This window comes from Agathobaculum sp. Marseille-P7918, from assembly GCF_964248325.1.
Taxonomy (GTDB): Bacteria; Bacillota; Clostridia; order Oscillospirales; family Butyricicoccaceae; genus Agathobaculum.
The window spans coordinates 32,635-58,674 of record NZ_CAXTXI010000008.1; the positions used below are offsets into that span (position 1 = coordinate 32,635).

The 26,040-nt window shown below is 54.2% G+C and carries 26 protein-coding genes and 1 tRNA gene; 20 read left to right on the forward strand and 7 right to left on the reverse strand.

The window, feature by feature from the left end; genetic code table 11:
• Positions 1-31 precede the first annotated feature (31 nt).
• The 6 genes from gyrB to dnaA form a co-directional block, all read right to left on the reverse strand.
• Positions 32-1,972 carry a DNA topoisomerase (ATP-hydrolyzing) subunit B gene (gene gyrB / locus ACESSO_RS11270; RefSeq protein WP_373165410.1) on the reverse strand — a complete coding sequence of 647 codons (1,941 nt, stop codon included), beginning with the start codon at positions 1,970-1,972 and terminating at the stop codon, positions 32-34.
• 65 nt (positions 1,973-2,037) lie between these two features.
• Positions 2,038-2,298: an extracellular matrix regulator RemB gene (gene remB, locus ACESSO_RS11275; protein ID WP_373165412.1), complete on the reverse strand. Its 261-nt coding sequence runs from the start codon at positions 2,296-2,298 to the stop codon at positions 2,038-2,040.
• Between the two features lie 175 nt (positions 2,299-2,473).
• Positions 2,474-3,574 carry a DNA replication/repair protein RecF gene (gene recF, locus ACESSO_RS11280; protein ID WP_373165414.1) on the reverse strand — a complete coding sequence of 367 codons (1,101 nt, stop codon included), beginning with the start codon at positions 3,572-3,574 and terminating at the stop codon, positions 2,474-2,476.
• Positions 3,571-3,777, reverse strand: a complete 207-nt coding sequence (locus ACESSO_RS11285) for an RNA-binding S4 domain-containing protein (RefSeq protein WP_373165415.1) — start codon at positions 3,775-3,777, stop codon at positions 3,571-3,573. Before ACESSO_RS11285 ends, recF begins: the two co-directional genes overlap by 4 nt.
• Positions 3,770-4,879, reverse strand: coding sequence for a DNA polymerase III subunit beta (dnaN, locus tag ACESSO_RS11290; protein WP_373165417.1), 1,110 nt, complete (start codon positions 4,877-4,879; stop codon positions 3,770-3,772). The genes ACESSO_RS11285 and dnaN overlap by 8 nt, the downstream gene beginning before the upstream one ends.
• A 229-nt stretch (positions 4,880-5,108) precedes the next feature.
• On the reverse strand, positions 5,109-6,389 hold the full coding sequence (gene dnaA, locus ACESSO_RS11295; protein WP_373165419.1) for a chromosomal replication initiator protein DnaA: 1,281 nt from the start codon (positions 6,387-6,389) through the stop codon (positions 5,109-5,111).
• 330 nt (positions 6,390-6,719) lie between these two features.
• Here dnaA and rpmH point away from each other — a divergent pair, with 330 nt between their 5' ends.
• From rpmH to ACESSO_RS11370, 15 genes are all read left to right on the forward strand, one after another.
• A complete protein-coding gene (rpmH, locus tag ACESSO_RS11300) occupies positions 6,720-6,854 on the forward strand; it encodes a 50S ribosomal protein L34 (RefSeq protein ID WP_125116087.1) in 135 nt (44 codons plus the stop codon).
• Between the two features lie 286 nt (positions 6,855-7,140).
• Positions 7,141-7,485, forward strand: coding sequence for a ribonuclease P protein component (gene rnpA, locus ACESSO_RS11305; RefSeq protein WP_297274686.1), 345 nt, complete (start codon positions 7,141-7,143; stop codon positions 7,483-7,485).
• Positions 7,482-7,694, forward strand: a complete 213-nt coding sequence (gene yidD, locus ACESSO_RS11310) for a membrane protein insertion efficiency factor YidD (protein ID WP_302665116.1) — start codon at positions 7,482-7,484, stop codon at positions 7,692-7,694. The genes rnpA and yidD overlap by 4 nt, the downstream gene beginning before the upstream one ends.
• A gap of 75 nt (positions 7,695-7,769) precedes the next feature.
• Positions 7,770-8,744, forward strand: coding sequence for a YidC/Oxa1 family membrane protein insertase (locus ACESSO_RS11315; RefSeq protein WP_373165420.1), 975 nt, complete (start codon positions 7,770-7,772; stop codon positions 8,742-8,744).
• A 3-nt stretch (positions 8,745-8,747) separates the two neighbouring features.
• Complete coding sequence (gene jag / locus ACESSO_RS11320; protein WP_373165422.1) at positions 8,748-9,728, forward strand: RNA-binding cell elongation regulator Jag/EloR; 981 nt, start codon at positions 8,748-8,750, stop codon at positions 9,726-9,728.
• 15 nt (positions 9,729-9,743) lie between these two features.
• Complete coding sequence (gene mnmE / locus ACESSO_RS11325) at positions 9,744-11,105, forward strand: tRNA uridine-5-carboxymethylaminomethyl(34) synthesis GTPase MnmE (protein WP_373165423.1); 1,362 nt, start codon at positions 9,744-9,746, stop codon at positions 11,103-11,105.
• 237 nt (positions 11,106-11,342) lie between these two features.
• On the forward strand, positions 11,343-13,229 hold the full coding sequence (gene mnmG, locus ACESSO_RS11330; RefSeq protein WP_373165425.1) for a tRNA uridine-5-carboxymethylaminomethyl(34) synthesis enzyme MnmG: 1,887 nt from the start codon (positions 11,343-11,345) through the stop codon (positions 13,227-13,229).
• Positions 13,226-13,930 carry a 16S rRNA (guanine(527)-N(7))-methyltransferase RsmG gene (rsmG, locus tag ACESSO_RS11335; protein ID WP_373165426.1) on the forward strand — a complete coding sequence of 235 codons (705 nt, stop codon included), beginning with the start codon at positions 13,226-13,228 and terminating at the stop codon, positions 13,928-13,930. The genes mnmG and rsmG overlap by 4 nt, the downstream gene beginning before the upstream one ends.
• Positions 13,931-14,162: 232 nt before the next feature.
• Positions 14,163-14,990 carry a ParB/RepB/Spo0J family partition protein gene (locus ACESSO_RS11340; protein ID WP_373165428.1) on the forward strand — a complete coding sequence of 276 codons (828 nt, stop codon included), beginning with the start codon at positions 14,163-14,165 and terminating at the stop codon, positions 14,988-14,990.
• A gap of 195 nt (positions 14,991-15,185) precedes the next feature.
• A complete protein-coding gene (locus tag ACESSO_RS11345; RefSeq protein ID WP_373165429.1) occupies positions 15,186-15,962 on the forward strand; it encodes a ParA family protein in 777 nt (258 codons plus the stop codon).
• A 2-nt stretch (positions 15,963-15,964) separates the two neighbouring features.
• The gene (locus ACESSO_RS11350; RefSeq protein ID WP_373165430.1) at positions 15,965-16,837 is read left to right on the forward strand and encodes a ParB/RepB/Spo0J family partition protein; all 873 of its coding nucleotides are present in this window, start codon (positions 15,965-15,967) and stop codon (positions 16,835-16,837) included.
• A 15-nt stretch (positions 16,838-16,852) separates the two neighbouring features.
• Entirely contained in the window at positions 16,853-17,392 is a 540-nt protein-coding gene (locus ACESSO_RS11355; RefSeq protein ID WP_373165432.1) for a hypothetical protein, read from the forward strand.
• A 28-nt stretch (positions 17,393-17,420) separates the two neighbouring features.
• The gene (gene serS / locus ACESSO_RS11360) at positions 17,421-18,716 is read left to right on the forward strand and encodes a serine--tRNA ligase (protein WP_373165434.1); all 1,296 of its coding nucleotides are present in this window, start codon (positions 17,421-17,423) and stop codon (positions 18,714-18,716) included.
• A gap of 4 nt (positions 18,717-18,720) precedes the next feature.
• On the forward strand, positions 18,721-19,113 hold the full coding sequence (locus tag ACESSO_RS11365) for a thioesterase family protein (protein WP_373165436.1): 393 nt from the start codon (positions 18,721-18,723) through the stop codon (positions 19,111-19,113).
• A 48-nt stretch (positions 19,114-19,161) separates the two neighbouring features.
• Positions 19,162-19,782 (forward strand): DNA-3-methyladenine glycosylase, encoded by a 621-nt coding sequence (locus ACESSO_RS11370; RefSeq protein WP_373165438.1) that lies wholly within the window; start codon positions 19,162-19,164, stop codon positions 19,780-19,782.
• 92 nt (positions 19,783-19,874) lie between these two features.
• Here ACESSO_RS11370 and ACESSO_RS11375 read toward each other — a convergent pair.
• Positions 19,875-19,959 (reverse strand) — tRNA-Leu (locus ACESSO_RS11375).
• Positions 19,960-20,173: 214 nt separating this feature from the next.
• Between ACESSO_RS11375 and ACESSO_RS11380 the strand changes: the two genes are divergently transcribed.
• The 5 genes from ACESSO_RS11380 (at position 20,174) to prmC (ending at position 25,906) form a co-directional block, all read left to right on the forward strand.
• Positions 20,174-21,508: a hypothetical protein gene (locus ACESSO_RS11380; protein ID WP_373165440.1), complete on the forward strand. Its 1,335-nt coding sequence runs from the start codon at positions 20,174-20,176 to the stop codon at positions 21,506-21,508.
• 27 nt (positions 21,509-21,535) lie between these two features.
• Entirely contained in the window at positions 21,536-22,225 is a 690-nt protein-coding gene (locus tag ACESSO_RS11385) for a response regulator transcription factor (RefSeq protein WP_297274701.1), read from the forward strand.
• 61 nt (positions 22,226-22,286) lie between these two features.
• Positions 22,287-23,840, forward strand: a complete 1,554-nt coding sequence (locus tag ACESSO_RS11390) for a sensor histidine kinase (RefSeq protein ID WP_373165443.1) — start codon at positions 22,287-22,289, stop codon at positions 23,838-23,840.
• Positions 23,837-24,772: a DUF1385 domain-containing protein gene (locus ACESSO_RS11395; RefSeq protein WP_373165445.1), complete on the forward strand. Its 936-nt coding sequence runs from the start codon at positions 23,837-23,839 to the stop codon at positions 24,770-24,772. Before ACESSO_RS11390 ends, ACESSO_RS11395 begins: the two co-directional genes overlap by 4 nt.
• A gap of 255 nt (positions 24,773-25,027) precedes the next feature.
• Positions 25,028-25,906 (forward strand): peptide chain release factor N(5)-glutamine methyltransferase, encoded by an 879-nt coding sequence (gene prmC / locus ACESSO_RS11400; RefSeq protein WP_373165448.1) that lies wholly within the window; start codon positions 25,028-25,030, stop codon positions 25,904-25,906.
• Positions 25,907-26,040: the final 134 nt, after the last annotated feature.

Sequence of the window (26,040 nt, forward strand, 5' to 3'; positions counted from 1 at the left end):
TGTTGGCGTTATTATGCATACCGTCCGCGCATCAGACGTCCAGATTCATAACATACTTGGCGTTTTTCTCGATAAACTCGCGCCGCGGCTCGACTTTTTCGCCCATCAGCAGCGCAAACGTTTCGTCTGCCGCCGCCGCGTCGTCCATCGTCACCTGCAGCAGCGTGCGGTTTGCCGGGTCCATGGTGGTCTCCCACAGCTGCTGCGGGTCCATCTCACCCAGACCTTTGTAGCGCTGCACGCGCACGCCCTCGCCCATTTCAGCGATGCAGGCGCGCTGTTGTTCGTCGGTGTAGGTATAGCGCACATCCTTGCCCTTTTCGTTCTTGAACAGCGGCGGCTGCGCGATAAACACATGTCCATGCTCGATGAGCGGCCGCATGAAGCGGAAGAAGAAGGTCAGCAGCAGCGTGCGGATATGGCTGCCGTCGACGTCGGCATCGGCCATCAGGATGATTTTACCGTAACGCAGCTTGGACAAATCAAAATCGTCACCAAAGCCTGCGCCGAACGCGGTAATCATCGGGGTGAGCTTATCGTTGCCGTATACACGGTCGAGGCGCGCCTTTTCGACGTTGAGCATCTTGCCCCAGAGCGGCAGAATCGCCTGATGCCGCCGGTCGCGGCCTTCCTTGGCCGAACCGCCTGCGGAATCACCCTCGACGATGTAAATTTCGGTATAGGTCGGGTCTTTTTCAATACAGTCGGCCAGCTTGCCGGGCAGGGAGGCCGAGTCAAGCGCGGACTTGCGCCGCGTCATCTCGCGCGCCTTCTTTGCCGCTTCGCGTGCGCGGGCGGCGGTTTGCGCCTTGTCGATAATCGTGCGCGCGACCTGCGGATTCTCCTCAAAGAAGGTCATCAGCTTTTCGGACACCATCGCGTCCACCAGCGTGCGCATATCGCTGTTGCCCAACTTGGTCTTGGTCTGGCCCTCAAACTGCGCTTCCTGCAATTTGACCGAGATGATTGCGGTCAGGCCCTCGCGCGCGTCCTCTCCCTTGAAGGACTCGTCATCCTTGAGCAGCTTGTATTTGCGGCCGTATTCGTTGAGCACGCGGGTGAGCGCGGCTTTGAAGCCGGTTTCATGCGTGCCGCCCTCGGTCGTGTTGATGTTGTTGGCAAAGGACAGCAGCAGCTCGCTGTAACTGTCGGTGTACTGCATGGCAACCTCCGCCATCGAGGTATCGCGGCTGCCTTCCATGTAAATGACCTGCTCATGCAGCGGGGTCTTGGTGCGGTTGAGGTGCTGCACAAACTGACGGATACCGCCCTCGTAGTGCATAACCTCCTCGACCGGCTCATCGTCGCGCTCGTCACGCAGCGTGATTTTCAGACCCGCGTTCAAAAACGCCTGCTCACGCAGCCGCTTTTCCAGCACGTCGAACTCATAAACCGTCGTCTCGAAGATTTCCGGGTCGGCATGAAAGCGGATGGTCGTGCCCGTCTCGCTTTCACAGGGCGTATCCCGCATTTTGACCTGCGTTACACCGCGCTCAAAGCGCATGTAGTGCTTGGTGTGTCCATCGCGCACCTCAGCCTCCAGCCAGTCGGACAGAGCGTTAACAACCGACGAACCTACGCCGTGCAGGCCGCCGGACACCTTATAGCCCGAGCCGTCGAACTTACCGCCCGCGTGCAGCACGGTCAGTACAACCTCAAGCGTCGGAATGCCCATTTGCGGATGAATGCCGCAGGGGATGCCGCGGCCGTTGTCCGTGACGCGGATGACGTCGCCCTTTTCAATCGTCACCTCAATATGGGTGCAGTAGCCCGCCAGCGCCTCGTCGATTGAGTTGTCGACAATCTCATACACCAGATGGTGCAGGCCGCGCGCCGAGGTCGAGCCAATATACATGCCCGGACGCTTGCGCACGGCTTCCAGTCCTTCGAGCACCTGAATCTGACTTTCGTCATAGGTGTCGGTGACCTTCAGGTCGAGCACTTCGTCCTTAATTTCCATTTCTTCACTCATATGATTTAATTTCCTTTCCAGAAATTGCGGTAACGATTTTCAATTTGCGTACTTCGCACGCAAGTTTATATGGCATATGCCTTTTCCGCGCGGCGCTGCAATGCCTGTGGCGACAGGCTGGTCAAATACAGCGTTTCACCCAGCGCATTTTCGCATAACACTCCTGCCCGCGGCAGATCCTCATACAGCTCGATGATACGTCCCTCATCCTGTAATCGCTCCACCAATCGAGCAGTACGTTTGGATGCAGTGGCGGTATCCATATCGAACACGGCAACCACGCTTTGCAGCGGCACAATATAATCCTGTCCCAAATGCAGATACATGGAAAAGCCTCCTGTTTTCCCACAAAATGGACAAAATAACAGACCGTGGAACGGCCGCGCGCAGAAACATGCAGCCACCGCGCGAAATATCGTCCGCCGGTCTGTCCCTCGAGCTGTATTCTATTCTAATTATACCACTTTTTTCAGGTTTTGTGTACCGAACAGACGGAAAAACTCAAATGATTTTACCATTTTGTATTTGGAAAACCGCGCCTGCGCGCAGCTTATCCGAAATACCGTCCTCGCAGCAGGTAATCATCACCTGACCGGCGGAAATGCGGTTTAAAACGAAGTCCTGCCGCCGGCGGTCCAGCTCGGAAAGCACGTCGTCGAGCAGCAAAACCGGATACTCGCCGTCCTCTCCGAAAAACAGCTCGCGCTCGGCAAGCTTGAGCGACAGCGTACAGGTGCGCACCTGCCCCTGCGAGCCGTAGGACGCTGCGCTGCGTCCATCGAGCAGCAGCACCAAATCATCCTTATGCGGACCGGACAGGCAGCTTCGCGCCGCAATTTCGGCCTGTTTGTGGCGCAGAACGTGGTCGATTAGCTCCTGTTCGATTTGCTTTGCAGATGCAAAGGGGTCGGTGACCGACGAAACGGTCTGATATTCGCCGGAGAGCACCTCCTGCGGCGCAATGTCGGCATAAACATTTGCCGCCGCTTCGAGCAGTTTTTTGCAGTAATACGCGCGGTAGCGGATAATCTGCGCGCCGATATGCGCCATGCGCAGCGAAAAATCCTCCCACATGGATAAAAGCGAGGGTTTTTCCTCGCTGTCGCGCAGAATGCGCGTTTTGTGCTCATGCAGGCGGTTATATTCCTCCAGATAGCGTGCATAGTATGGACGCAGCTGGCACAGCGCAGTATCCAGAAAGCGCCGTCTCGCGCCCGCGCCCTGCCGTACCAGCATCAAATCCTCCGGGCAAAACAGAACGGTTTTTAAAATGCCCTGCGCATCCGACTGCCGCTTCTGCCGCACGCCGTTTTTGTAAATTTCCATGGATTTCATGCGTGAAAGACGCAATTCCAGCGTAAAATCACGCCCTTGCGCCTGAAAATCGGCTACAATCCGCGCGTGGTCCTCGCCAAATCGCAGACCCTCTTTTTTCTGCGCGGTGCGGAATAACCGCATGGTGGAGCAGGCGGCGGCGGCTTCGAGCAGATTGGTTTTTCCCTGTCCGTTTTCACCGCAAATCAGATTGACTGCGGGGTCAAATGTAAACCGTGCATGCTCGTAATTTCGGAACTGCTCCAGCTCCAGCGAACGGATATTCATACAATTTTGACGGTTTCGCCGTCGAGCGTCACGGTGTCGCCCGGGCGCAGCTTTTTGCCGCGCATCGTGCAGCTTTCGCCGTTTACCAGCACTTCGCCTTCGGCAATACGGATTTTTGCCTCACCGCCGGACATAACTAAATTAGCAAATTTTAACAGCGCATCCAATTTAATGAAGTCTGTCTCTATTTTAATTTCAGTCATTGGCCTTCAACCTCACCGGCAGCACCAGATAGGTGTATTTATCGCCTTCGAGCGGTGAAATGACAATCGGATTGAGCGCGCCCTTGAGCTGAATCTTGACGGTATCATCACCGGCAGCGCGCAGCGCGTCCAGAATATAACGATTGTTAAAGCCGATTTCCAAATCGTCAATCATGCCTTCAAACGCGCATTCGTCATAGCTTTTGCCGACCGCAGTGATGCAGGACATCTGCACGTACGAGCCGTCAAAATGGAATCTGACCGGGTTTTTCAGCTTTTCGGAAACAATCAGAGAGACGCGCTCGATGCAGGTAATCAGCTCATGCCGGTCGGCCTTGACGACATATTCAAATTCCGACGGGATAGCCGCACGGTAATTGAGAAATTCGCCGTCAATCAAACGGGTGATAAGTGTTGTGCCGCCGATGCGGAACAAAATGTTCTTTCGGTCGGGGAAAATCTCAACGCTGCCATCCTCTTCGGTTAAAATGCGCTCTATTTCGCGCAGCGACGGGCCGGGCACAACGAATTTCATGTCCCCGGAAATGCCTTCTACGGTTTCGCGGCGTACAGACAGTCGATAGCCGTCGACCGCAACAACGTTCAAACGGTTACCTTCGAGCTCAAATAAACAACCCGTGTGGATAGGTTTGGATTCGTTGTCGGATACCGAGAAAATCGTCTGGGCAATCATGCTTTTGAGCATGGACTGCGGCAGAGAAAAGCCGGTGTCGGCGGAAACCTCTGCCAGAGCCGGATATTCGTCGGCTTCGGTTGCAACCAGATTGAATACTGCGCGGCCGCATTTGATGGTGGTCAGCAGCTTGTCGTCGGTTTCCAGATAGACGACATCCTGCGGCAGCTTGCGAACAATGTCGTAAAACAGCTTGGCGTTGAGCACAATGCTGCCGGGTTCGACAATATCGGCTTCGGCAGTGGTGCGAATGCCCATGGAAAGGTCATAGCCGGTCAAAGTCAGTGAATCGGTTTCTGCGGTAACCAGAAGTCCTTCAAGCAGCGGCATAGCGCTTTTGCCTGTTACAGCACGGGAGGCAGTACCGATCAGACTGAGCAGTGTTTCTTTTTCACAGGAGAATTTCATCGGACGTTCCTCTTTCTTTGGAAATCGTAAGAAAAAACAGGATAGGTTTTTATCGTAGTAGTAGAGGCTGGGGAAATTGGGGAAAAACGGTGCAAAGTCAGACGTGGTGCGGGAAATGTCGTACACAGGAGGATGTGGATGAATTCTGCGCGCTCCACAGCTTCCACAGTCTGTTTTTTTATCCACAGGACAAGTCTTGTGGAATCCACAGGGATATGTGGATAGATTTTTATTCCCCGCGGATGTTGTTGTGCAGCTTTTTGATGACCTCTTCGGTCTCTCTGGAGTTCTTGCGCTCTTCCTCGATTTTGTTGCAGGCGTGCATTACCGTCGTATGGTCGCGCTTAAAGATTTTGGCGATATCGGGGAAGGAGTATTCCAGCTCCTGACGAATCATATACATCGCCATCTGACGCGGATAGGCGACGTCTTTGGAGCGGTTTTGTGAGATCATCTGCTCGACAGGGATATAGAAATAGTTGGCGACAGCCTCCATAATGCGTTCGGGGGTGGGATTGAGGCCGGGATTTTCAATGCGCAGGGCGTCGATTGCGTTTTCCGCCAGCGCAACCGTGATGCGTTCGCCCATCAGCTCATGCATGGCTTTGATTTTTTTGACCGCGCCTTCCAGCTGTCGGATGTTGGCCTGAATATTCTCCGCAATGTAGGTGGAAACATCGTCGGGCAGGTCTACTCCCATCTTAATCGCCTTATCACGGATGATGGCGATACGGGTTTCAAAGTCCGGCGGCTGAATATCGGCCAGCAGGCCCCATTCAAAACGGGTTTTCATGCGGTCTTCCAAGGTGTTGATTTCCTTGGGCGGCCGGTCGGAGGTCAGTACAATCTGCTTTTTCGCTTCATACAACGCGTTGAAGGTATGGAAAAACTCTTCCTGCGTGCGTTCCTTGCCCGCGATAAACTGTACGTCGTCCAACAGCAGCAGGTCGACCATGCGGTATTTGTTGCGGAAGGTCTGCACATTGCCTTCCTGAATGGCGGTAATCAGCTCGTTGGTGAAATCCTCGCCCTTGACATAGATGATGCGAAATTCCGGATGCGTGCGGCGCAAAACATTCGCAATTGCGTACATCAGATGGGTTTTGCCCAGTCCGGAGTTACCGTAAATGAACAGCGGGTTATTTTCCGCCGCCGGACGCTGTGCGACCGCGAGCGCTGCCGCATGTGCAAATTTGTTGCTCGAGCCGACGATAAACCGCTCAAAGGTGTAATCGTCATAGGGGGAGGAGCTGGTAGTCGGCGCAGTATACTCGCCGGTGACGACCACAACAGTTGTCGGATCGCCCGTCAGCTCATACAGCGCGTTTTGCAGCGGCTCGATGAATTTCTGGTCGATAAACTCCTTTTTGAACTGGACCGGAGAATGCAAAATCAAACGGTTGTCCGTAAAAGAAACAACCGTTGCATCGTCGAACCAGGCGGAAAGGCTGGACGGCGGGAAATCGCGTTCAAGGCGTTCGAGCGCCATTTCCAATATATTATTAGCCATGGGGCGCCTCCTGTCGATATAAGTACATAGATAATAATATAATATCACAAGTTTCGGGCAGTTTCAACAGCAAGGGTTTTACACAGCTGTGCGGAAATTTGTGTATAAATTTTTGCATTTTTTCGAATGCCGGCCCAATTTGTAGTATCATTTTGAAACTTTTCCCCAAGATGTTGAAAACGCAAAAAAACCTTGACATTTTGGGGTTTCTATAGGATAATAATTATTGTCTCATATTCTGCGGACAGGCAGCGGCATATGCCCGCGTCTCGCGCCGGACCTATGCCGGTGCCCATCCGTAAATCCAAAAACAGGGAGGTGCACGAAGAAATGAAGAGAACGTATCAGCCCAAGAAGCGTCAGCGCTCCAAGGAGCATGGTTTCCGTAAGCGTATGCGTACGTCGAACGGCCGCAAGGTACTGGCCCGTCGCCGTGCCAAGGGCCGCGCACGCCTGACGCACTAAGCGAAACCCGATTTTTCAATACGCGCCGGCGGCGCGGAGGAAAAACGAAGCGAGCCGCTTTATCCTGCGGTTCGCTTTTTCTTTATGTCAAAAAGGGACAGGCTAAAAGCTTTTTTTTCTGTTTGACAGGGGAAACCGGCGAAAAGGTTTTGGGTCGTATCCGCCGGAACACAAGCGATACGGCCAGCTTTGCAAACATACTTAGCTGCAAAGAAATTGAGATAACGCTCTAAACGGGCGTTACCTTCCGTTTTTTCCCGGGCATCGGAAAAACGAGGAGAAAAAGATGAAAAACACGATATCCTTGAAGGAAAACCATGAGTTCCGACGGCTGTATCATCGGGGCGTTTCTTCGGCGGGCAGGCATTTGGTTTTGTACTGCCGGAAAAACCGATTGGGATATAACCGACTGGGGCTGACGGTCAGCGCCAAGCTGGCCGGCGCGGTGCAGAGAAACCGCGTCAAACGCCTGTTCCGCGAGGCGTATCGTCTGCATGAGGACGAATTTGCGGTGGGCGTGGATTTGGTGCTTGTCGCGCGCAGCCGCGCGGTGGGCGCAACCTATTTGGAAATTGAAAAATCGCTGCTGCGTGCTTTGCAGGAGAATAAAGTCGCGGCAGCTCGGTCATGAAGCGTTTTCTGCTGGCGGCAATCCGGTTTTACCGTCGGCACATTTCACCGGCCAGACCGCCCTGCTGCCGTTATATCCCAACCTGTTCGCAGTATGCGATAGAGGCTATTGAGAAATACGGCGCGCTCAAAGGCGGCTGGCTGGCGTTCAAACGCATCTGCCGGTGCCATCCCTTCTCCAAACGCGGGCCGTATGATCCCGTGCCGTAACAGGTGGAGGAAAGAAGGAACGGTATCGGACAAATTTCGTTTCACGAATGAACAAACAACCCTACGGAGGTTTATATGGGAGAAATTTTCGGACTTGTCATCGTCAGACCGCTCGGTCTGATCCTGCTGGGAATCTTTAAGACGGTAGGGTCCTACGGTCTTGCGGTTATTCTGTTCGCGCTGCTGGTCAAGCTGATTTGTATTCCGCTGGCGATTAAGGGCAAAAAGAGCATGCTCGCTATGAATGCTCTCAATGCGGAGATGCAGCAGCTGCAGAAAAAGTACGCGAACAACCGCGTCAAGCTCAACGAGGAAATGCAGAAGCTGTATGATAAGCACGGCGTCAATCCGATGTCGGGCTGTCTGCCGCAGTTTATCCCGCTGCCGATTATGATGGGCCTGTACTATGCCGTGCAGCAGCCGCTCAAGTTCATGATGGGCTTTGACCAGACGGTGATCGACAAGCTGGCGGTGCTGGTAAATGTCGATACCGCAAAGGCGGGATTTTACGGCCAGATTACGATTGCGGAAAAGCTCGGCCAGATGTTCACGGACAATGGCGGCGTGTGGCCGGAAGCCGTGACCAACATTACCAACGGTGCGGGTGAGCTGCTCAATATTGATTTCCACTTCCTTGGTTTGAATCTGGCACAGACGCCGTCCATTACTCATCCGAGCATTTTGTGGATTATCCCGATCCTGTCGGGCGCGACCGCATTTCTGTCCAGCTTTGTCATGCAGAGAATGCAGGGCACGCAGAACAGTGCCGCGGCCAGCCAGATGAAGATGATGAATGTGATTATGCCGCTCATGTCGCTGTATTTTGGCTTTATTCTGCCGGGTACGATCGGTATTTACTGGATTTTCAACAATATTTTTGCCTGCGTGCAGGAAATTGTGCTGACAACCTATCTGCGCGGCAAGAAGGAAAAGAAGGACGCGGAGGAGTTTGCGCGCGTCGAGGCGGAAAAGGAAGCCAAGCGTGCGGCGCATAAAGCCGCGCAGCTGGAACAGTCCCAGAATGCGAAGAAAAAGAAGGGGGACAAGTAAGCTATGGAGAAATTTATCGAAACCACGGGTGAAACCCGTGACGCTGCGATTGAAGCAGCGCTCAAGCAGCTCGGCATGGACCGGGATGATGTATCGGTAGAGGTTCTGGATAACGGCAAAAAAGGTTTTCTCGGCATCGGCGCAACGCCTGCGCGCGTGCGCGTTACCTATGAAGTGCCGGATGAGCCGGTGAAAAAGGCGGAGCCTGTCCACACCCCTGTGGAAAAACCTGCAAAGCCGCACCATGCCGAAAAACCGGCGAAAGAAGAGAAACCCGCTGAAAAGCCGCAAAAGCTGTCCATTACGGATGCGGATGATACGCCGCGTCTGGTCAAGGCTGCGCCTGCGGATTTTGTACCGGAAAAGCTGGAAGTGGAGCGCCCGCCGCGTCGGGAGCGTCCGCGTCGGGAACGCGGCGGACGCCGGGAGCGCCGTCCGCGCGAGGAGCGCCCGATCACTCCTTCCGTTCCCAAGGAGCGGGAGCTGATTCCGGTTTCCGAGGAATGCATGAAAAAGGCTGAGCAGTTGGCGACCGATTTCGTCACCGGCCTGCTCGAGAAAATGGGCGTTGAGGGTACCGTGACCACGCTGCCGCAGGTTGAGTGTGACCAGCTGCGTCTGGAGATTTCCGGTCCGGATATGGGTCCGATTATCGGCCGCCGCGGCGATACACTGGATGCGATTCAGTATCTTGGTTCGCTGGTACTCAATAATGCGCTGGATGAGCATGTTCGCCTGTCGGTTAACACCGAAAATTATCGTGAGAAGCGCGCGGAAAGTCTGGAGCGTCTCGCTCGCAAGATGGCGATGAAGGTGGTCAAGTCCCACCGTTCGATGACGCTTGAGCCGATGAACCCCTATGAACGCCGTATCATTCATGCTGCGCTGCAGGATTTCAACGGCGTCACCACGTACTCGACCGGCACCGAGCCTGGCCGTCGCGTTGTTATTGCACCGGATAACAACTTCCACGCCCGTTCCTAACGCGGGGTACTGCTTATGAACGATACGATTGCCGCCATTTCTTCCGCCGGCGGGCCGATCGGACTGATTCGGGTGTCGGGTGAGCAGGCGATACAGGCGGTGGATGCGATTTTTCGTGCCAAAAACGGCAAACGCATGCTGGATGCACCGGGACAAAAGCTGGTTTACGGCACGCTGCATAACAAAGACGGCAAGATGATTGATTGCTGCTATGCGGTGGTCTTTCATGCGCCGCATACCTATACCGGCGAATCGATGGCAGAATTGCAGTGTCATGGCTCGACCGCTGTGTTACAGCAGGCGATGGATGCGCTGTTTGCGCAGGGTGTGCGTCAGGCTGAGGCGGGCGAATTCACTCGTCGGGCATTTTTGAATGGCAAGCTCGGATTGTCCGAGGCTGAGGCTGTGCACGATCTGATTACCGCCCGTACTGCCGAGGCCGCGCAGAATGCAGCCGCTCAAATGATGGGCGCGGTTGGTTCTCCCGTGCAGCAGATGCGTGAAGAACTTATCGGCATGGTGGCGCATTTTCATGCAGTGGTGGATTTTCCGGATGAGGATATCGACCCGATTCTGTTTGATGACGCAGCTGCACTGCTTCACCGCACCACCAGCCGTCTGTATGCGATGGCTGAAAGCTATGAGCGCGGACGTATCCTGCGTGAGGGCGTGCCATGTGTTATTTTGGGCCGTCCGAACGCAGGCAAGAGTACGCTGCTCAATACCCTGCTGGGCCGCGAGCGTGCCATCGTGACCGACATTCCGGGCACAACCCGTGACTTGATTGAGGAAAACGTCAAGGTCGGCCAGCTTCTGCTGCGGGTGACCGATACAGCAGGTTTGCGCGACACGACCGACCCGATTGAACAGGCGGGCATTGACCGCGCGATGGCAGAAGCATCCGCTTCCGCATTGATTCTTGCAGTTTTCGACGGTTCGCAGCCGATTGGAGACGAGGATATGCTGGTGCTTGCCCGTGCGGCAGGACATCGCGCCATTGCCGTGGTGAACAAGGTCGATTTGCCGCAGCAGCTGGATGAAAAGCTGCTCAAAAAGCATTTTCTGCATATTGTTCCGCTGTCCGCCAAAACCGGCGCCGGCATGGACAAGCTGCTTTCGCTCATCCCGCGCACGATTGGTTTGGGTGACGGCGCGTTTGACGGCGCACTGATTACCAATGCCCGTCAGGCTGCCGCTCTGGCCCGTGCCGCTGAGCGCTGTGAAGCCGCGCTGTATGCCGCGCAGTCCGGTATGACACCGGATGCGGTTGTCATGGACGCGGAAGGCGCGATTGCCGCGCTTGGAGAAATCACCGGAGAGACCGTGACCGAAGCGGTTGTTTCTCGCATCTTCAGTGATTTCTGTGTGGGAAAATAATGTTGTATGCCACAGTGTGAAGGGCCGCCTGCCGCGCGCAGCGGCCCTTTTCTGTGGAAAAGAGTGATTACTAATTGTAATATAGGTTTATATTATTTAATATCTGTAATCAAAATTTTGACCAAAAGTGCAAGTTATCCAAAGTTTACACAGAGTTATCAACAGGTGTGCACAAGGAAGGGCTTGTTGTGCCGCACCTTGCGGGAATCTGTGAAGCAATGAAAAGGAGGAGGATTCATGACGGTTTTTCCGGCCGAAGCATTTGACGTCGTTGTTGTCGGCGCGGGACATGCGGGCATTGAAGCGGCGCTTGCCGCCGCGCGTCTTGGAATGAAAACCGCTTGTTTTACCATCAATCTGGACGCTGTCGGCAATATGCCTTGTAATCCGGCCATTGGCGGCACAGCCAAGGGTCATCTGGTGCGCGAGATTGATGCGCTGGGCGGTGAAATGGCGCGTGCGGCTGATGCGGCCTGCATTCAGTATCGTATGCTCAACCGCGGAAAAGGACCGGCGGTGCATTCGCTGCGCGCGCAGGCCGACCGCGTCAAATACCGAACGTATATGAAGCATGCTCTGGAGCAGCAGGACGGCTTGCAGCTGATGCAGGATGAAATTGTTTCTGTTGAGACGGAAAACGGGGCGGTTTCTGCGGTTGTGACTGCGATTGGTGCGCGTCATCCGGCAAAGGCAGTGATAATTGCATCCGGTACCTTTCTTGGCGGGCGTATTATCATTGGGGAATATGCGCGCGAGAGCGGCCCGGACGGTATGGCGGCGGCAAAGCCGCTAACGGAGTCGCTGCGCGCACTTGGTCTGCGCCTTCAGCGGTTCAAGACCGGTACGCCGCCGCGTATCCATCGCCGTTCCATCGATTTTACCGGTCTCGAGTTACAGGCAGGGGAGGATGAAATCATCCCGTTTTCGTTTGAAACCGAGCAGCCGCCGGAAAATCGTGCGGTTTGCTACTTGACCTATACCACTGACCGCACGCACGAACTCATCCGCGCCAATTTGGACCGTTCTCCGCTTTACGGCGGTCAGATTGAAGGCATCGGCCCACGCTATTGTCCCTCCATTGAGGATAAGGTGGTGCGTTTCGCGGATAAGCCGCGTCATCAGCTTTTTTTGGAGCCGATGGGATTGGACACGGAAGAAATTTATGTGCAGGGCTTTTCGTCCTCCATGCCCTTTGACGTGCAGCGCGACATGCTGCATACAGTCAAGGGGTTGGAGCATGCGGAGATTATGCGGCCGGCCTACGCAATTGAATATGACTGTATTGACCCGTTGGAGCTGCGTCCGACGCTTGAGACGAAAAAGGTCAAGGGCCTGTACGGTGCTGGACAGTTCTGCGGCTCGTCCGGTTATGAAGAAGCCGCGGCACAGGGACTGGTCGCAGGCGTGAATGCTGCGCTTGCCCTCAAGGGAGAGGAACCGCTCATCCTTGACCGTGCGGATGGCTATATCGGAACCCTGATTGACGATTTGGTGACGCGCGGCACCAACGAGCCGTATCGCATGATGACTTCGCGTTCGGAGTATCGTCTGCTGCTGCGGCAGGATAATGCAGATGAACGTTTGGTTCCGATTGGTGTGCGCATCGGACTGAATCCGCCTGAGCGCGGCGAAAAGGTACGCTGCAAGTATCAGGCGGTGCAGGAGGAGATTGACCGCATCGCGGCGGTCGGCGTTGCGCCGTCGGATGCGCTCAACGGTTTTCTTGCGGGAAAAAACAGCGCGCCGGTCAAGGCGGGCTGCAAGCTGATTGATTTACTTCGTCGTCCGGAGTTGAGCTATACCGACCTTGCCCGTTTTGACCCGGAGCGGCCCATGCTGCCTGCGGTTATCCGTGAGCAGGTGGAAATCCGTGTCAAGTATGCAGGCTATATTGATCGGCAGCAGAAGGATGTCGAACAGTACCGCAAATTGCAGTCGCGTCCGCTCCCTGTCGATTTGGATTATGAGCAAGTTGAATCCCTGCGGCTTGAGGCGCGGCAAAAGCTGAATGCGGTGCGGCCGCTCAACTTTGGACAGGCTGCGCGCATCTCTGGTGTTTCTCCTGCGGATATCACTGCATTGATGATTTATATTGAGACGCGATGGAAGGAGGGCAAGTCGTGACCGCTTATGAGCTATTGGTCTCCGGTTTACAGCAGTTTATCCCGGATAGTTCTCCACAAGCTGTGGATAAATTATTGCGTTTTTCCGATTTGCTGCTGGAAAAGAACAAGGTGATGAATCTGACCGCCGTGTCCGACCCTCGCGAGGTTGTTACGCGCCACTTCCTCGACTGCGCTTCGCTTGTTCCCTATATAAAGGAAGGACAGTCTGTTTTGGATGTCGGTACGGGAGCAGGTTTTCCTGGTCTGCCGCTTGCCATCCTGTGTCCGGGTGTGCAGTTTACGCTTTTGGATGCACAGCGCAAGCGCATTGATTTTCTTTCCGAGGTTGCAGACGCGCTGGAATTGACCAATGTGCTGCCGGTTCATGCGCGCGCCGAAGAGTTTGCTTTGCAGCATCGTGCGTCATTTGATTTGGCGGTTTCCCGTGCGGTAGCAGAGCTGCGCGTGCTGTGTGAGCTGGCGCTGCCGATGGTTAAGGTGGGCGGTGCGTTTTATGCAATGAAGGCAGCGGACTGTGCGGACGAAGTCGGTTCTGCGTCACATGCTTTTGCTGTTTTGGGTGCGCCAGCAGCCGAACTGCTTCGATATACCGTTCCGCATGACGGAGTTGAACGTGTGTTGGTGCGGCTGCAAAAGACCAAAGAAACGCCGGCACAGTATCCGCGGCGGTTCAAAAAAATTCAGACTAACCCACTTTGAATTCTTGTCATTACAATTTGTTTACCCTCTGTATGGAAATTACAGAGGGTTATTTTTTGTCCGAAAATGCATGGAAATGTGTGATATCTGGAAGGAAATGACAAATACTTGTCGAAACAGGCAGGTTTTGCGGTCGATTTTGCTTGCCAAAATGTAATAATATGGTAATCTATTACCGAAGGACAAACCGGCGTGGTGTTTTGGCCGGTCGACAGCACAAGGAGGAGATGACATGATGTCGGTTTTAACATTAGTAACAGGAAAAGAGGACCGGACATTGCGGCGGGTGCGGGTGAGCGATATTGTACGCAATCCCAATCAGCCGCGTAAGTATTTTGACCCGGAAGCAATTGCGCAGCTGGCGGAGAGTATTCGGCAGTACGGTGTGCTCAATCCATTGACGGTACGCCGCGCGCCGGGCGGCGGCTATGAGTTAGTCGCAGGGGAGAGGCGGCTGCGCGCGGCGCGTGTGGCGGGACTCAATGATGTACCCTGTCTGGTGATTGCAGCGGACAATGAGGATTCGTCTGCGATTGCGCTGGTGGAGAATTTGCAGCGTCGTGATTTGGACTTCTTTGAAGAGGCAGAGGGCTTTAAGCGTTTGATTGACCAATATGGCCTGACGCAGGAGGAGGCCGCGCGCAAGGTCGGCAAGACACAGTCAGCGGTGGCTAACAAGCTGCGGCTGCTGCGCTTGTCTCAGCAGAACATGGAATTGATTCGCAGCGCAAATTTAACCGAGCGTCATGCACGCTGTCTGCTTCGGCTGGATGATGAGACCGATCGCATCAATGCAACCAAGTATATCATCGAGCATGATTTGAATGTCAGTCGGTCAGAGCAGTACATCGATACGCTGTTAAAGGAGAAGGATGCTCCTCCTGCGACAGGAGGGGAGCGCAAGGTGGTGCGCCTGATTAAGGATGTACGCTTCTTTCTCAATACGCTCAATCGCGCGGTTGGGGTAATGGTGGATGCGGGCATCGGCGCAACAGTTGACCAGTCTGAAAACGACGATAGTTTAACCCTGACCATTAACATCCCGCATGCTCGCGTATAGCATACTTATAATTACATATGGGGCATGTTTCACGTGAAACATTTTATTCTCCCTTGGAGAGCTGCCATTTGGCAGCTCTTTTTATGTTTCACGTGAAACAAGTGAGAAAATTTAATGGAATTGCTTTGCATTCCAACAAGGGTGTGATATAATGAAACGCGTAGGAAAATTACCAAAGATAAGAGGGAACCAGATATGGGGAATATTATCGCGTTCGCCAATCAAAAAGGCGGCGTAGGGAAAACCACCACGGCCATCAATCTGGCGGCTGCTCTCTATGAGCGCGGCAAACGCATGCTGCTGTGTGACTTCGATCCACAGGGCAATGCAACCTCAGGCTTCGGCGTGGACCCGCGTTCGCTCGAAACCTCGGTCTATGATTTGATTGTGGCAGACGAGCCGGATGTGAAAAACGCAATTGTATCCACAAAATGGGTGGATTTGATTGGCGCCAATGTCAATCTGGCAGGCGCAGAACTGGACTTAATTGCGATGGAAAACCGGGAAAACCGTCTCAAAAGTGTGCTTGACCGCGTCCGTGACGACTACGATTACATTTTTATTGATTGTCCGCCGTCACTCGGCTTGCTGACACTCAATTGTTTGTGTGCAGCGGATAGCTTTTTGGTGCCGCTTCAGTGTGAATATTATGCACTGGAAGGACTAAGTCAGCTGATGACGACCGTTCGTATGGTGAAAAAATCGATGAATCCATCGCTCGAACTGGAGGGCGTGCTGCTGACCATGTTCGATGGCCGTACCAACCTGTCCATCCAGGTGGTCGAAGAGGTTAAAAAGCACTTCCCGGGTCAGGTATTTTCATCGGTTGTCCCGCGTAATGTGCGCCTGAGCGAAGCGCCCAGCCACGGTAAACCGATCACAGATTATGATCGGCTGTGCCGCGGTGCGGAGGCATATTTATCCTTAGCGGATGAAATACTGAAAAAGACAGAAAGGAAGGGGAGAGGCTGAGCATGGCGTCAACCAAAAAAGGATTGGGAGGCGGCCTGTCCAACCTGTTCGGTGCAGATGCAACTGATTTGAGCGCTGCCGGCGCGACCGACAGCGTTTCACAGATTGCGCTCTCTAAAATCGAACCAAACCCTAACCAGCCGCGTAAAAAATTCGATCAGCAGGCACTGGAAGAGTTGGCCGAGAGCATTCGACTGCATGGGATCATCACACCGATCACCGTGCGGCCGGGAGATAAGGAAGGCTACTATCAGATCATTGCCGGCGAGCGTCGATGGCGCGCAGCGCGTTTGGCAGGACTGAAAGAACTTCCCGCCATGGTGCTTGAAGCGCACGAAAGCGAAGTGATGGAGCTTGCGCTGATCGAGAACCTGCAGCGACAAGACCTGAATCCGATTGAAGAAGCCGAAGGATATGACCTGCTCATGCGGCAGTTTGGCATGACGCAGGAGGAAGTTGCCCACCGCGTGGTCAAATCCCGTCCTGCGGTAGCAAACGCGCTGCGACTGCTTGCTTTGCCGGATGAGGTGCGTACCATGGTGTCCGAGGGAAAACTGTCCGGTGGTCACGCGCGTGCCGTGCTGGCCGTTGCAGAGGAGGACAAGCGCGTAGAAGCGGCGAAACAGATGGTCGGCATGAGCGTGCGGCAGGCGGAAGCACTGGCCAAGCGCATGAACAAAAAGCCGGCGCCCAAGCCGCAGCAGGAGGACTTTTCTGTTGACTATGTCGCAGAGGTTGAAAAGGAACTGGAAAGCGTGCTGGGCCGTAAAATCAGCATTGAACAGGGTAAAAACAGCGGTACACTATCACTGGAATATTATGGCGCAGACGATCTGGAACGCCTGATTGAAGCGCTGCGCGGTTTGCGCGTATAATAAGGAGGCACTGCTATGGACGAAAACAAAAAGCCTGAGCAGGCAAAACCCGAGAAAAAACTCAGCCGCACAACATTAACCTTTTATATTATCGGCCTGTTCTCCGTGGCGATTGCATTGATACTCATCAGTTATGTCGCACAGGCGCGTGCCGACCGACAACTGGATACGCTGACCAATCAGCTCAATGAGCAGCAGACGGTTGCGCAAGGTGCAACCCAAAAAATGGAAGATTTACAGGCGCAGTATGATGTGCAAAGCGCAGCACTGGATAAGGTGCGTGAGGTACTGGACACCGAGCTGGCAAAAACCGATGTGGTAAGTGCCACCCAGCAGCGCATGGCCGAGCGTGAGGTTTATGCGCTTCTGGCTCGTATCAACGCACAGCTGCTGGCAGACAATCAGACGGATGCTAAGCAGGCATATGATGAGCTGGTGCAGAAATACAGCGAGGATCGGCTGCTGGGCAACACGGAGGACGGTTTTGATTCGGATATCAACAAGCTGTTCGAAGCCGTACAGCAGCAAATCGAAAATAAAGATAGCGAAGAATAAAAATTAAAGGAATAGAAGGAGAAAAATCATGCTGGATATCAAATTTGTCCGTCAGAACCCGGACGCGGTCAAGGAAAACATCAAGAAAAAGTTCCAGGACGAAAAGCTGCCGCTTGTGGACGAAGTCATCGAGTATGACGCCAAGTTCCGCGCAGCCAAAACCCGGTGCGACGAGCTGCGCGCACAGCGCAACAAGAAGTCCAAGGAGATCGGCGGCCTGATGGCGAAGGGTCAGAAGGACGAGGCGGAGAAGGTCAAAGCCGAGGTTAAGGCAATGGCTGACGAGATGGCAAAGCTCGAAGAGGATGAAAAGACCTATGCGGAGGAAGTTAAGAACCGCATGATGGTCATTCCGAACATCATCGACCCGTCGGTTCCGATCGGTAAGGACGATTCCGAAAATGTTGAAATCGAAAAGTTCGGCGATCCGGTTGTGCCAGATTACGAGATTCCCTATCATGTGGATATCATGGAGTCGTTCGACGGCATTGATCTGGATGCAGCCCGCCGTACCTCGGGCAACGGCTTCTATTATCTCAAGGGCGATATTGCACGCCTGCATTCCTCCATTCTGTCTTATGCGCGTGACTTCATGATTGACCGCGGCTTCACCTACTATATTCCGCCGTTCATGATTCACGGTGATGTAGTAAAGGGCGTTATGTCCTTTAAGGAAATGGAGAATATGATGTACAAGATTGAGGGCGAGGACCTGTATCTTATCGGTACGTCTGAGCACTCGATGATCGGAAAGTTCATCGACACCATCAATGATGAATCCACCCTGCCGCAGACACTGACCAGCTATTCGCCCTGCTTCCGCAAGGAAGTCGGCGCGCACGGCATCGAGGAGCGCGGCGTATACCGCATTCACCAGTTTGAAAAGCAGGAAATGGTCGTTGTCTGCAAGCCGGAGGAGTCCCCGATGTGGTATGACAAACTCTGGCAGAATACGGTCGACTTCTTCCGCACGCTGGATATTCCGGTGCGTACGCTTGAATGCTGCTCGGGCGATCTGGCTGACCTGAAGGTCAAGTCCTGCGACGTAGAAGCATGGTCGCCGCGCCAGAAGAAATACTTCGAGGTCGGTTCCTGCTCCAACCTTGGCGATGCACAGGCACGCCGTCTGGGCATCCGTGTGCGCGGTAAGGACTCCAAGGAGCTGTATTTCGCGCATACCCTGAATAATACCGTCGTTGCGCCTCCGCGCATGCTGATTGCCTTCCTCGAGAACAACCTGCGTGCAGACGGCTCGGTTGCCATTCCGAAGCCGCTCCAGCCGTATATGGGCGGCATGACCGAAATCCGTAAAAAGGGAGAGTAAGAATATGGAAATTGGAATTAAAGGCGAGCAGAAGCTGGTTGTCACGGCTGACAAGCTCGCATGCAATGTCGGCAGCGGTCTGGTGGCGGTCTTTGCCACGCCGATGATGATTGCGGCGATTGAGAACACTGCAGCGGGCAGCGTTGCGCCCTATCTGGAAGAGGGAAAAACCACGGTCGGCACGTTGGTGAATGTCAGCCATGTTGCAGCCACACCGGAAGGTATGGAGGTGCGCGTTGAAACCGAGCTGGTAGAAATCGCGCCGAACGGCAAGATGCTGACCTTTAAGGTAGCAGCCTATGATGAGGCAGGCCTCATCGGTGAGGGTACGCATCAGCGTGCCATTGTTGCCAAGGAACGCTTTGAACAGAAGGCGCAGGCCAAGAAAAACGCATAAGGAAGAAGGGCGGGGAAAACCCCGCCCTTTTTTGATAGGGAGTGACATATGGAACAGAGAATCTTCCAATATGGGAAAATCGAGACTGCATATCTGTCTAAGCAAGACCCGATTCTAGGAGCAGCGATTGATCGCATCGGTCATATCGAGCGTGCAGTTATCCCCAACCTGTTTACAGCTTTGGTCAACTCGATAGCCGGACAGCAAATCTCAAGCAAAGCACTGGCAACGGTATGGGGCAGACTGTGCGGCAGTCTGGGAGAAATCACACCGGAAACCGTGCTGACCGCAGGGGAGAGCGGGCTGCGTGCGTGCGGAATGTCTGGCCGTAAGGCGAACTATATGCTCGCGGCGGCACACGCCGTACAGGACGGAACGCTGTCCATCCACAGCCTTGTGGATAAATCGGATGAAGAAGTGATAAAAACATTAACCGCACTGCCCGGCGTTGGCCGTTGGACCGCAGAAATGCTGCTGATTTTTTCCCTTGAGCGGCCGGATGTGCTTGCGTTTGACGATTTCGGCATCCGAAAGGGACTATGCCGTCTGTACGGATTACAGGAGTTGACACGAGCGCAGTTTACGGAGTACCGCGCACGGTATTCCCCCTGTGCAACCGTAGCAGGCTTGTATCTGTGGGAAATAGCGGCAGAAGAAAAGGATAGCTGATGCATCCCATAGCTGCAGCATATCAAACAAGCGCACAGGCAGCACGAAAAATCCGGATACCTCCACATGGGAGATATCCGGATTGCTTATATTGGTACGGGTAGTGGGGGTCGAACCCACACGCCTTGCGGCACAGGAACCTAAATCCTGCACGTCTGCCAATTCCGCCATACCCGCATAGGTTCGCACAAAGACGTAACAACAGTATACTCATTTCACCCGGCTTTGTCAATTAAAAATACGGTAAAAAAGAAATAAGCAGTGCAGCATTTTGATGCAGAAAAGCTGAGTGATACACATAAAAATTATACAATTTCCAGTACCAAAGCAAGCCGGTTTGTGCTATACTGAATTTGTATATCTGTTGCAGTATTATGAATGGGAGAAATCCATGAAACCGATTCGAATGCTTACCGTACTGCTGTCTTTGCTGGTGCTCAGCGGCTGTACGTTTCCTTCGGGCGACGACCTTCTGGCAGCGCCCAAACCGTCGACAAACTATCAAACATTGCAGGCTGAGCTGGAGAAACAGATTGCTTCCGGCATCTCCTATACCGCACCGGTGGAGGGAGAGAACCGCTCCTCCATTCAGCTGATTGATTTGGACAACGACGGCGTAGAGGAGGCCATCTCCTTTTTCCGCGGCTCCTCCTCGGCAACCAGCAATGATTTTAAGGTATATGTATATCGGAAACAGGACGAGCGCTATGTCTGCACCGGCTCTATTGAGGGCACGGGCACATCGATTCAGTCGGTGGATTATCCGGTCATTACACCGGACGGCCGCCGCGGCATGGTCATTACCTGGCGGCTTTCCGCAGACGGTACCGGCGCGCTGACCATGTGCGACTTTGATACCGACTGTGCGCCGGGCGTGCTGCTGGAAACCGAGTATTCCGCCATGGAGCTGACCGATATGGATGGCGACGGCGCAAAGGATTTGCTTCTGCTGACCACCGCACCCGAAGGCAAGCGCGTGGCGCGGTTGTATCAGTACAACGCCGGCAGCCTGTCGATGGTAGGCGAAGCGTCCACCAGCGCGGAAACAGTTTCTGTGGAGCGAATGGGAACCGGCCATGTACTGGGCGATTATACAGCGGTGTTTGCCGAAGAAAAGATGGCAAGCGGCGTGGGTCTTACGACCGATATCTTTGTGTTTGCCGACCGGACACTGCTCAATCTGGCGCTGGACGGCGAGGATTCCATCACCCGCAGCACCTACCGACCGGTGTCGGTCTACGCCTCCGACGTCAACAGCGACGGCGTGACCGAGCTGCCGCGCGCGGTGCTCATGGCGGGTTATACGGACGCGGCAGCGTCCGACGCGGTGTTCATGCTCGACTGGTACGCCTACAGCGTGGACGAGCCGCCCATTCTGGTGATGACAACCTATCAGAATATTTCGGACGCATGGAGTCTGGTGATAGACCCCGACTGGCATGACCGCATTACAGCAACCAAAACAACCGACAGCGGTTTAAGCGCTGTGACATTTTCAGAATATGTCGGCAGAGGCGGGCATATTCCGCTCTTTACCATCTACTGCGCCACCGGTTCTAACCGGGACTATTATGCCGGCCGCACTGATCTGCTGCAGCTTGGGCAGACGACGCAGGCGGTGTATTTCGCGCGCATCGCGGACGAGGCGGAGCAAAGCTCGCTGCAAATCAGTGTAGAGGAGATAAAAAATCGTTTCTCGCTCGTCAAACAGGATTGGAATAACTGATGGTTTGTAATAAAAGGAGGACTATCCATGAAGCGTAAGATACTGGTACTGGAAGATGAAGAAAATATCCGCTCGTTTTTGGTGCTCAACCTCAAGCGCAGCGGTTACGAAGTGATAGAGGCGGAAACCGGCGAGCAGGCGCTGGAGAAATACCATGCCAATCAGGATATCGCAGTGGCAGTGCTGGACGTCATGCTGCCCGGCATTGACGGTTATGAGGTCTGCCGGGCCATGCGTGCGGCGGGTTATGCGGCAGGTGTTATCATGCTGACTGCCCGCACGCAGGAGGCCGACAAGGTCACCGGCCTGATGAACGGCGCGGACGATTATGTCACCAAGCCGTTTTCGGTTATCGAGCTGGCCGCGCGTGTGGACGCGCTGTATCGACGTGTGTCGGGTTCGCCCTTCTCGGAGGAGGATGTGATTAAGTCCGGTCCGTTCAAGCTCAACCTGCGCGCGAGAGAGGTGCTCAAGAACGGCATCAAGATTGAGCTGACGCAGATTGAGTATGGTCTTTTGAAGGCGTTTATGGAGAACATCGGCAAAGCGCTTTCGCGTGACGAATTGCTCGAGATGGTGTGGGGCCATCACTATGTGGGCGAGCTGAAAATTGTGGACGTGAATATCCGCCGTCTGCGCATCAAAATTGAGGACGATCCGGCCGAACCGACACACATTGTCACTGTGCGCGGCTACGGCTATATGTGGGAAGGCTGATTTGGCCTTCCCGCGGCGTTTTGCCGCCTGAAAACCGGCATTTTGCAGAAAGGCCCCTGTTATGAATTATCACAAACAAAAGAAAAAGCCTGAAGTGCCGCCGCAGCCGGCCGTGCCCAAGGTGCTGCACTCTCCGGGCGGCATCAAGGGACGATGGATGATGAACTCACTGTCGTTCGTGCTTGTCATCCTCGCGGTCGTGATGATCCTGATATCCGTCGGCATATCGGGCTATTATTATGCGACCGTGCGGGATAATCTGGTGTCCCGCGCGACCACCGCAGCGGATACCTTCCGCAAATACTTCACCGATACGTACGACCAGTTTTATACGCAGGCGGAATCGACTGTGACCACCTTCCAGGAGCAGGATAAGCTGGAGCAGCAGTTTCTGGACTCGACCGGCCGCATTTTGCTTTCCACCTCAGGTCTGTCGGGCGGCGGCATGGCTTCGACGGAGGATGCTACGCAGGCGCTTGCGACACAAAAGGTCGCAGTATATACCGGCCGCGACCCGCTTTCGGACGAACGGGTGATGAGCGTGACCGCGCCGCTACTGTCCGCGCGGGGCGACCTGATTGGCGGGGTGCGCTTTATCACCTCGCTGCGCATCGTCGAGCGGCAGATCTGGATTATTATTGGTATTGCGCTGCTGGCCTGCTTCATTTTTCTGATGCTGGTGGTCGCATCCAACACCTATTTTGTCAAATCGATCGTCGACCCGGTGCTCAAAATCAACACCATTGCCAAGGAAATTGCGGCGGGCCGATACGGTGTGCGTTTGCAAAAAACCTATGACGATGAGATTGGCGAGTTGTGCGATACGATTAACTATATGTCGGATGAAATCAGCCGTGCCGAGCGCATGAAGAACGATTTTATCTCCTCGGTGTCGCACGAGCTGCGCACACCGCTGACCGCCATCGGCGGCTGGAGCGAAACGCTGCTCGCCGGCGGAGGGGAGGACCCGGAAGAGGTCATGCAGGGTCTGACCATCATTCAGAAGGAGTCCAACCGCCTGACCCGTATGGTCGAGGAGCTGCTGGACTTCGCCCGCATCGAATCCGGCCGTATGAAGCTGGAGGTTGAGCTGTTCGATTTATCGGTCGAACTGTACGAAGCGGTTTACATGTATGAGAATCTGCTGCACAAGAGCGGCATCAAACTGAGCTACGACGAGGACGTAGACGCCAACTATTATATCAACGGCGACCGTCACCGCATGAAGCAGGTGTTCCTCAACATTCTGGACAATGCCGCGAAGTACGGCGGCGACGGCAAAAAAATTGACATTACCCTGCGGCGGGACGGCGGCAAGGTAGTGGCAAGCGTGCGGGACTACGGTCAGGGCATTCCGGAAGCCGAGCTGCCGTTTGTCAAGGAGAAATTCTATAAAGGTTCGTCCAAGCAGCGCGGCAGCGGTATCGGCCTTGCCGTGACGGATGAAATTGTATCGCTGCACGGCGGCACGCTGGATATCACATCCACACTGGGCGCGGGCACGACCGTGACCGTCACACTGCCCGCCGCCGAAGCCGAGGAGGCGCTCGGTATCACGGGTGCAATCCCAAAAGTCCCGGATAATCCCTACACCCCCGAAGGAGATAACCCATGACAACGCAAAAGAAAACCACCATCGGCGGACAGGCCATCATTGAGGGCATCGTCATGAAAGGCCCGAAAAAGACCTGTACGGTTGTGCGCCGCGCCAACGGTGAACTGGTGACAAAAGAAGAGGACGCGCATCAGCCGTCCGCCCTGTGGAAAAAGCCGGTCTTTCGCGGCGCTTACGGCCTGTTCATGGCCATGAAGGACGGCATTCAGGCCATCAACTATTCCGCATCCTTTTTTGAGGATGAGGAGGCCGATGTACCGCCCTCCAAGTTTGAGCTGTGGGTGGAAAGTAAGTTCGGCTCGGAAGGGCTGGATAAATTCATCCTCGGCATTTCGACCATCATCGGCATCGCACTGCCGGTTGCGCTGTTCCTGCTGCTGCCGAGCTTTCTCGGCGGCTTTGTGCCGGAAAGCTGGGGCGTACTTGCCCGCAATGTGCTGGAGGGTATCGTGCGCGTGATTATCTTTCTGATTTTCATGTGGTCGGTATCGCACATGAAGGATATCCGCCGCACCTTTGAGTATCATGGTGCGGAGCACAAGACAATTTTCTGCTACGAGGCGGGCGAGGAGCTGACGGTGGAAAACGTGCGCCGTCAGAAAAAGTATCATCCTCGCTGCGGTACGAGCTTTATGTTTGTGCTGATTATTATTGCGACTATTGTTTCGTCTATTGTGTTTTCCATTATAGACATCACCAATCCGTTTCTGCGCATGCTGGCGCACCTGATTCTGCTGCCGCTGGTGGTTGGCATCAGCTATGAATTTAACCGCTATGCAGGCCGGTCGGAGAGTCTGGTGTCGCGCGCGCTGCGCTGGCCCGGCCTGATGATTCAGCATCTGACCGTGTTTGAGCCGGACGACTCCATGATTGAGGTTGCCATCGCCGGCATGAAGGCGGTTATTCCGGATGATGGGTCGGATAACTGGTAAAAACGCTTTATCCAAACGATAGAAACGATGCGGCTGTGCGCCGCAGGCACACAAGAGGGGAGACACCAAAGGTTTCTCCCCTCTTGTGAATCACCCCTTTTTTCTCAAGGGCGCGCTGCGCGCGCAAAGCAGAGTTTGTGCTTGCGGCTGTGCCGCCCATTTCGCAGGATCAGAACAACCTGCACGGTTGCCACCCCAGAGGGGAGGGGTGCAATTTCATCCTGCGCGTCATTTCACAAAAAGAGGTGAATCTGATTGACCAAAACGATCAATGATGTCTATATGGAGCTGTTTCATCGTCTCAAAGAGGCGGATGATCCACAGCCGTCGCTGTCTGCGCGTGAGCTGACCGCTTATGCCTGTAAGGCTGACAAGAACAAAACAGGCGAATGGGGCCATCTTTACCTGGATGATGCGACAGTGGATTATGCGCATCTGCTGTGTGACAAGTGTCTGGACGGCGAACCGCTGGCCTATATCCTCGGCGAATGGGATTTTTACGGTCTGACCTTTCTGGTGGATAAAAACGTCCTTATTCCGCGCGCGGATACAGAGCCGCTGTGTGAGATGGTGATTGAGCAGGCAAAGAAAAAAGTTTCGCCCCGCATTCTTGACCTGTGCTGCGGTTCGGGCTGTATCGGCATCGCCGCTGCGCACACGGTAAAGGACGCGCATGTTACCGCTGTGGATAATTCCGAAGGCGCGCTGCGCATTACGCGGGAAAACGCGCGGCGGCTGGGAGTACAGAACAGATTGATTGCAATGAATGCGGATGTGCGCTTCCGTCCGCCGGTCAATATGGGACAATATGATATTATCGTGTCCAATCCGCCCTATGTGACCCGCGCGGAAATGCGTGAGCTGGACAGAAGTGTATACCATTACGAGCCGCACGAGGCATTATACGGTGGTGTGGACGGTCTGGATTTTTATCGCTCTATCTGCTCGAAATGGGGTTCATTGCTGGTCACCGGCGGCATTATCCTGTTTGAGTGCGGCTGGCAGCAGGCAAACGATGTTGCGGCCATTCTGGAGGAAAACCGTTTCGCCGGCATCGGTATCACCGAGGATTTGGCCGGTGTGCCGCGCATTGTCTATGGCTACAATACGGAAATCGATGATCCGCTGGAATAAACGAATGCTATGCCCATCCTATTGGTGGGCATTTTTTCTGCAAAAATAAAACGAACAAATATTCGATTTTTCTTGCTTTTATTTTTTGGCACTGCTATAATAAGAGCAGGAATTTTTGAAACGTGCAGGAGGCT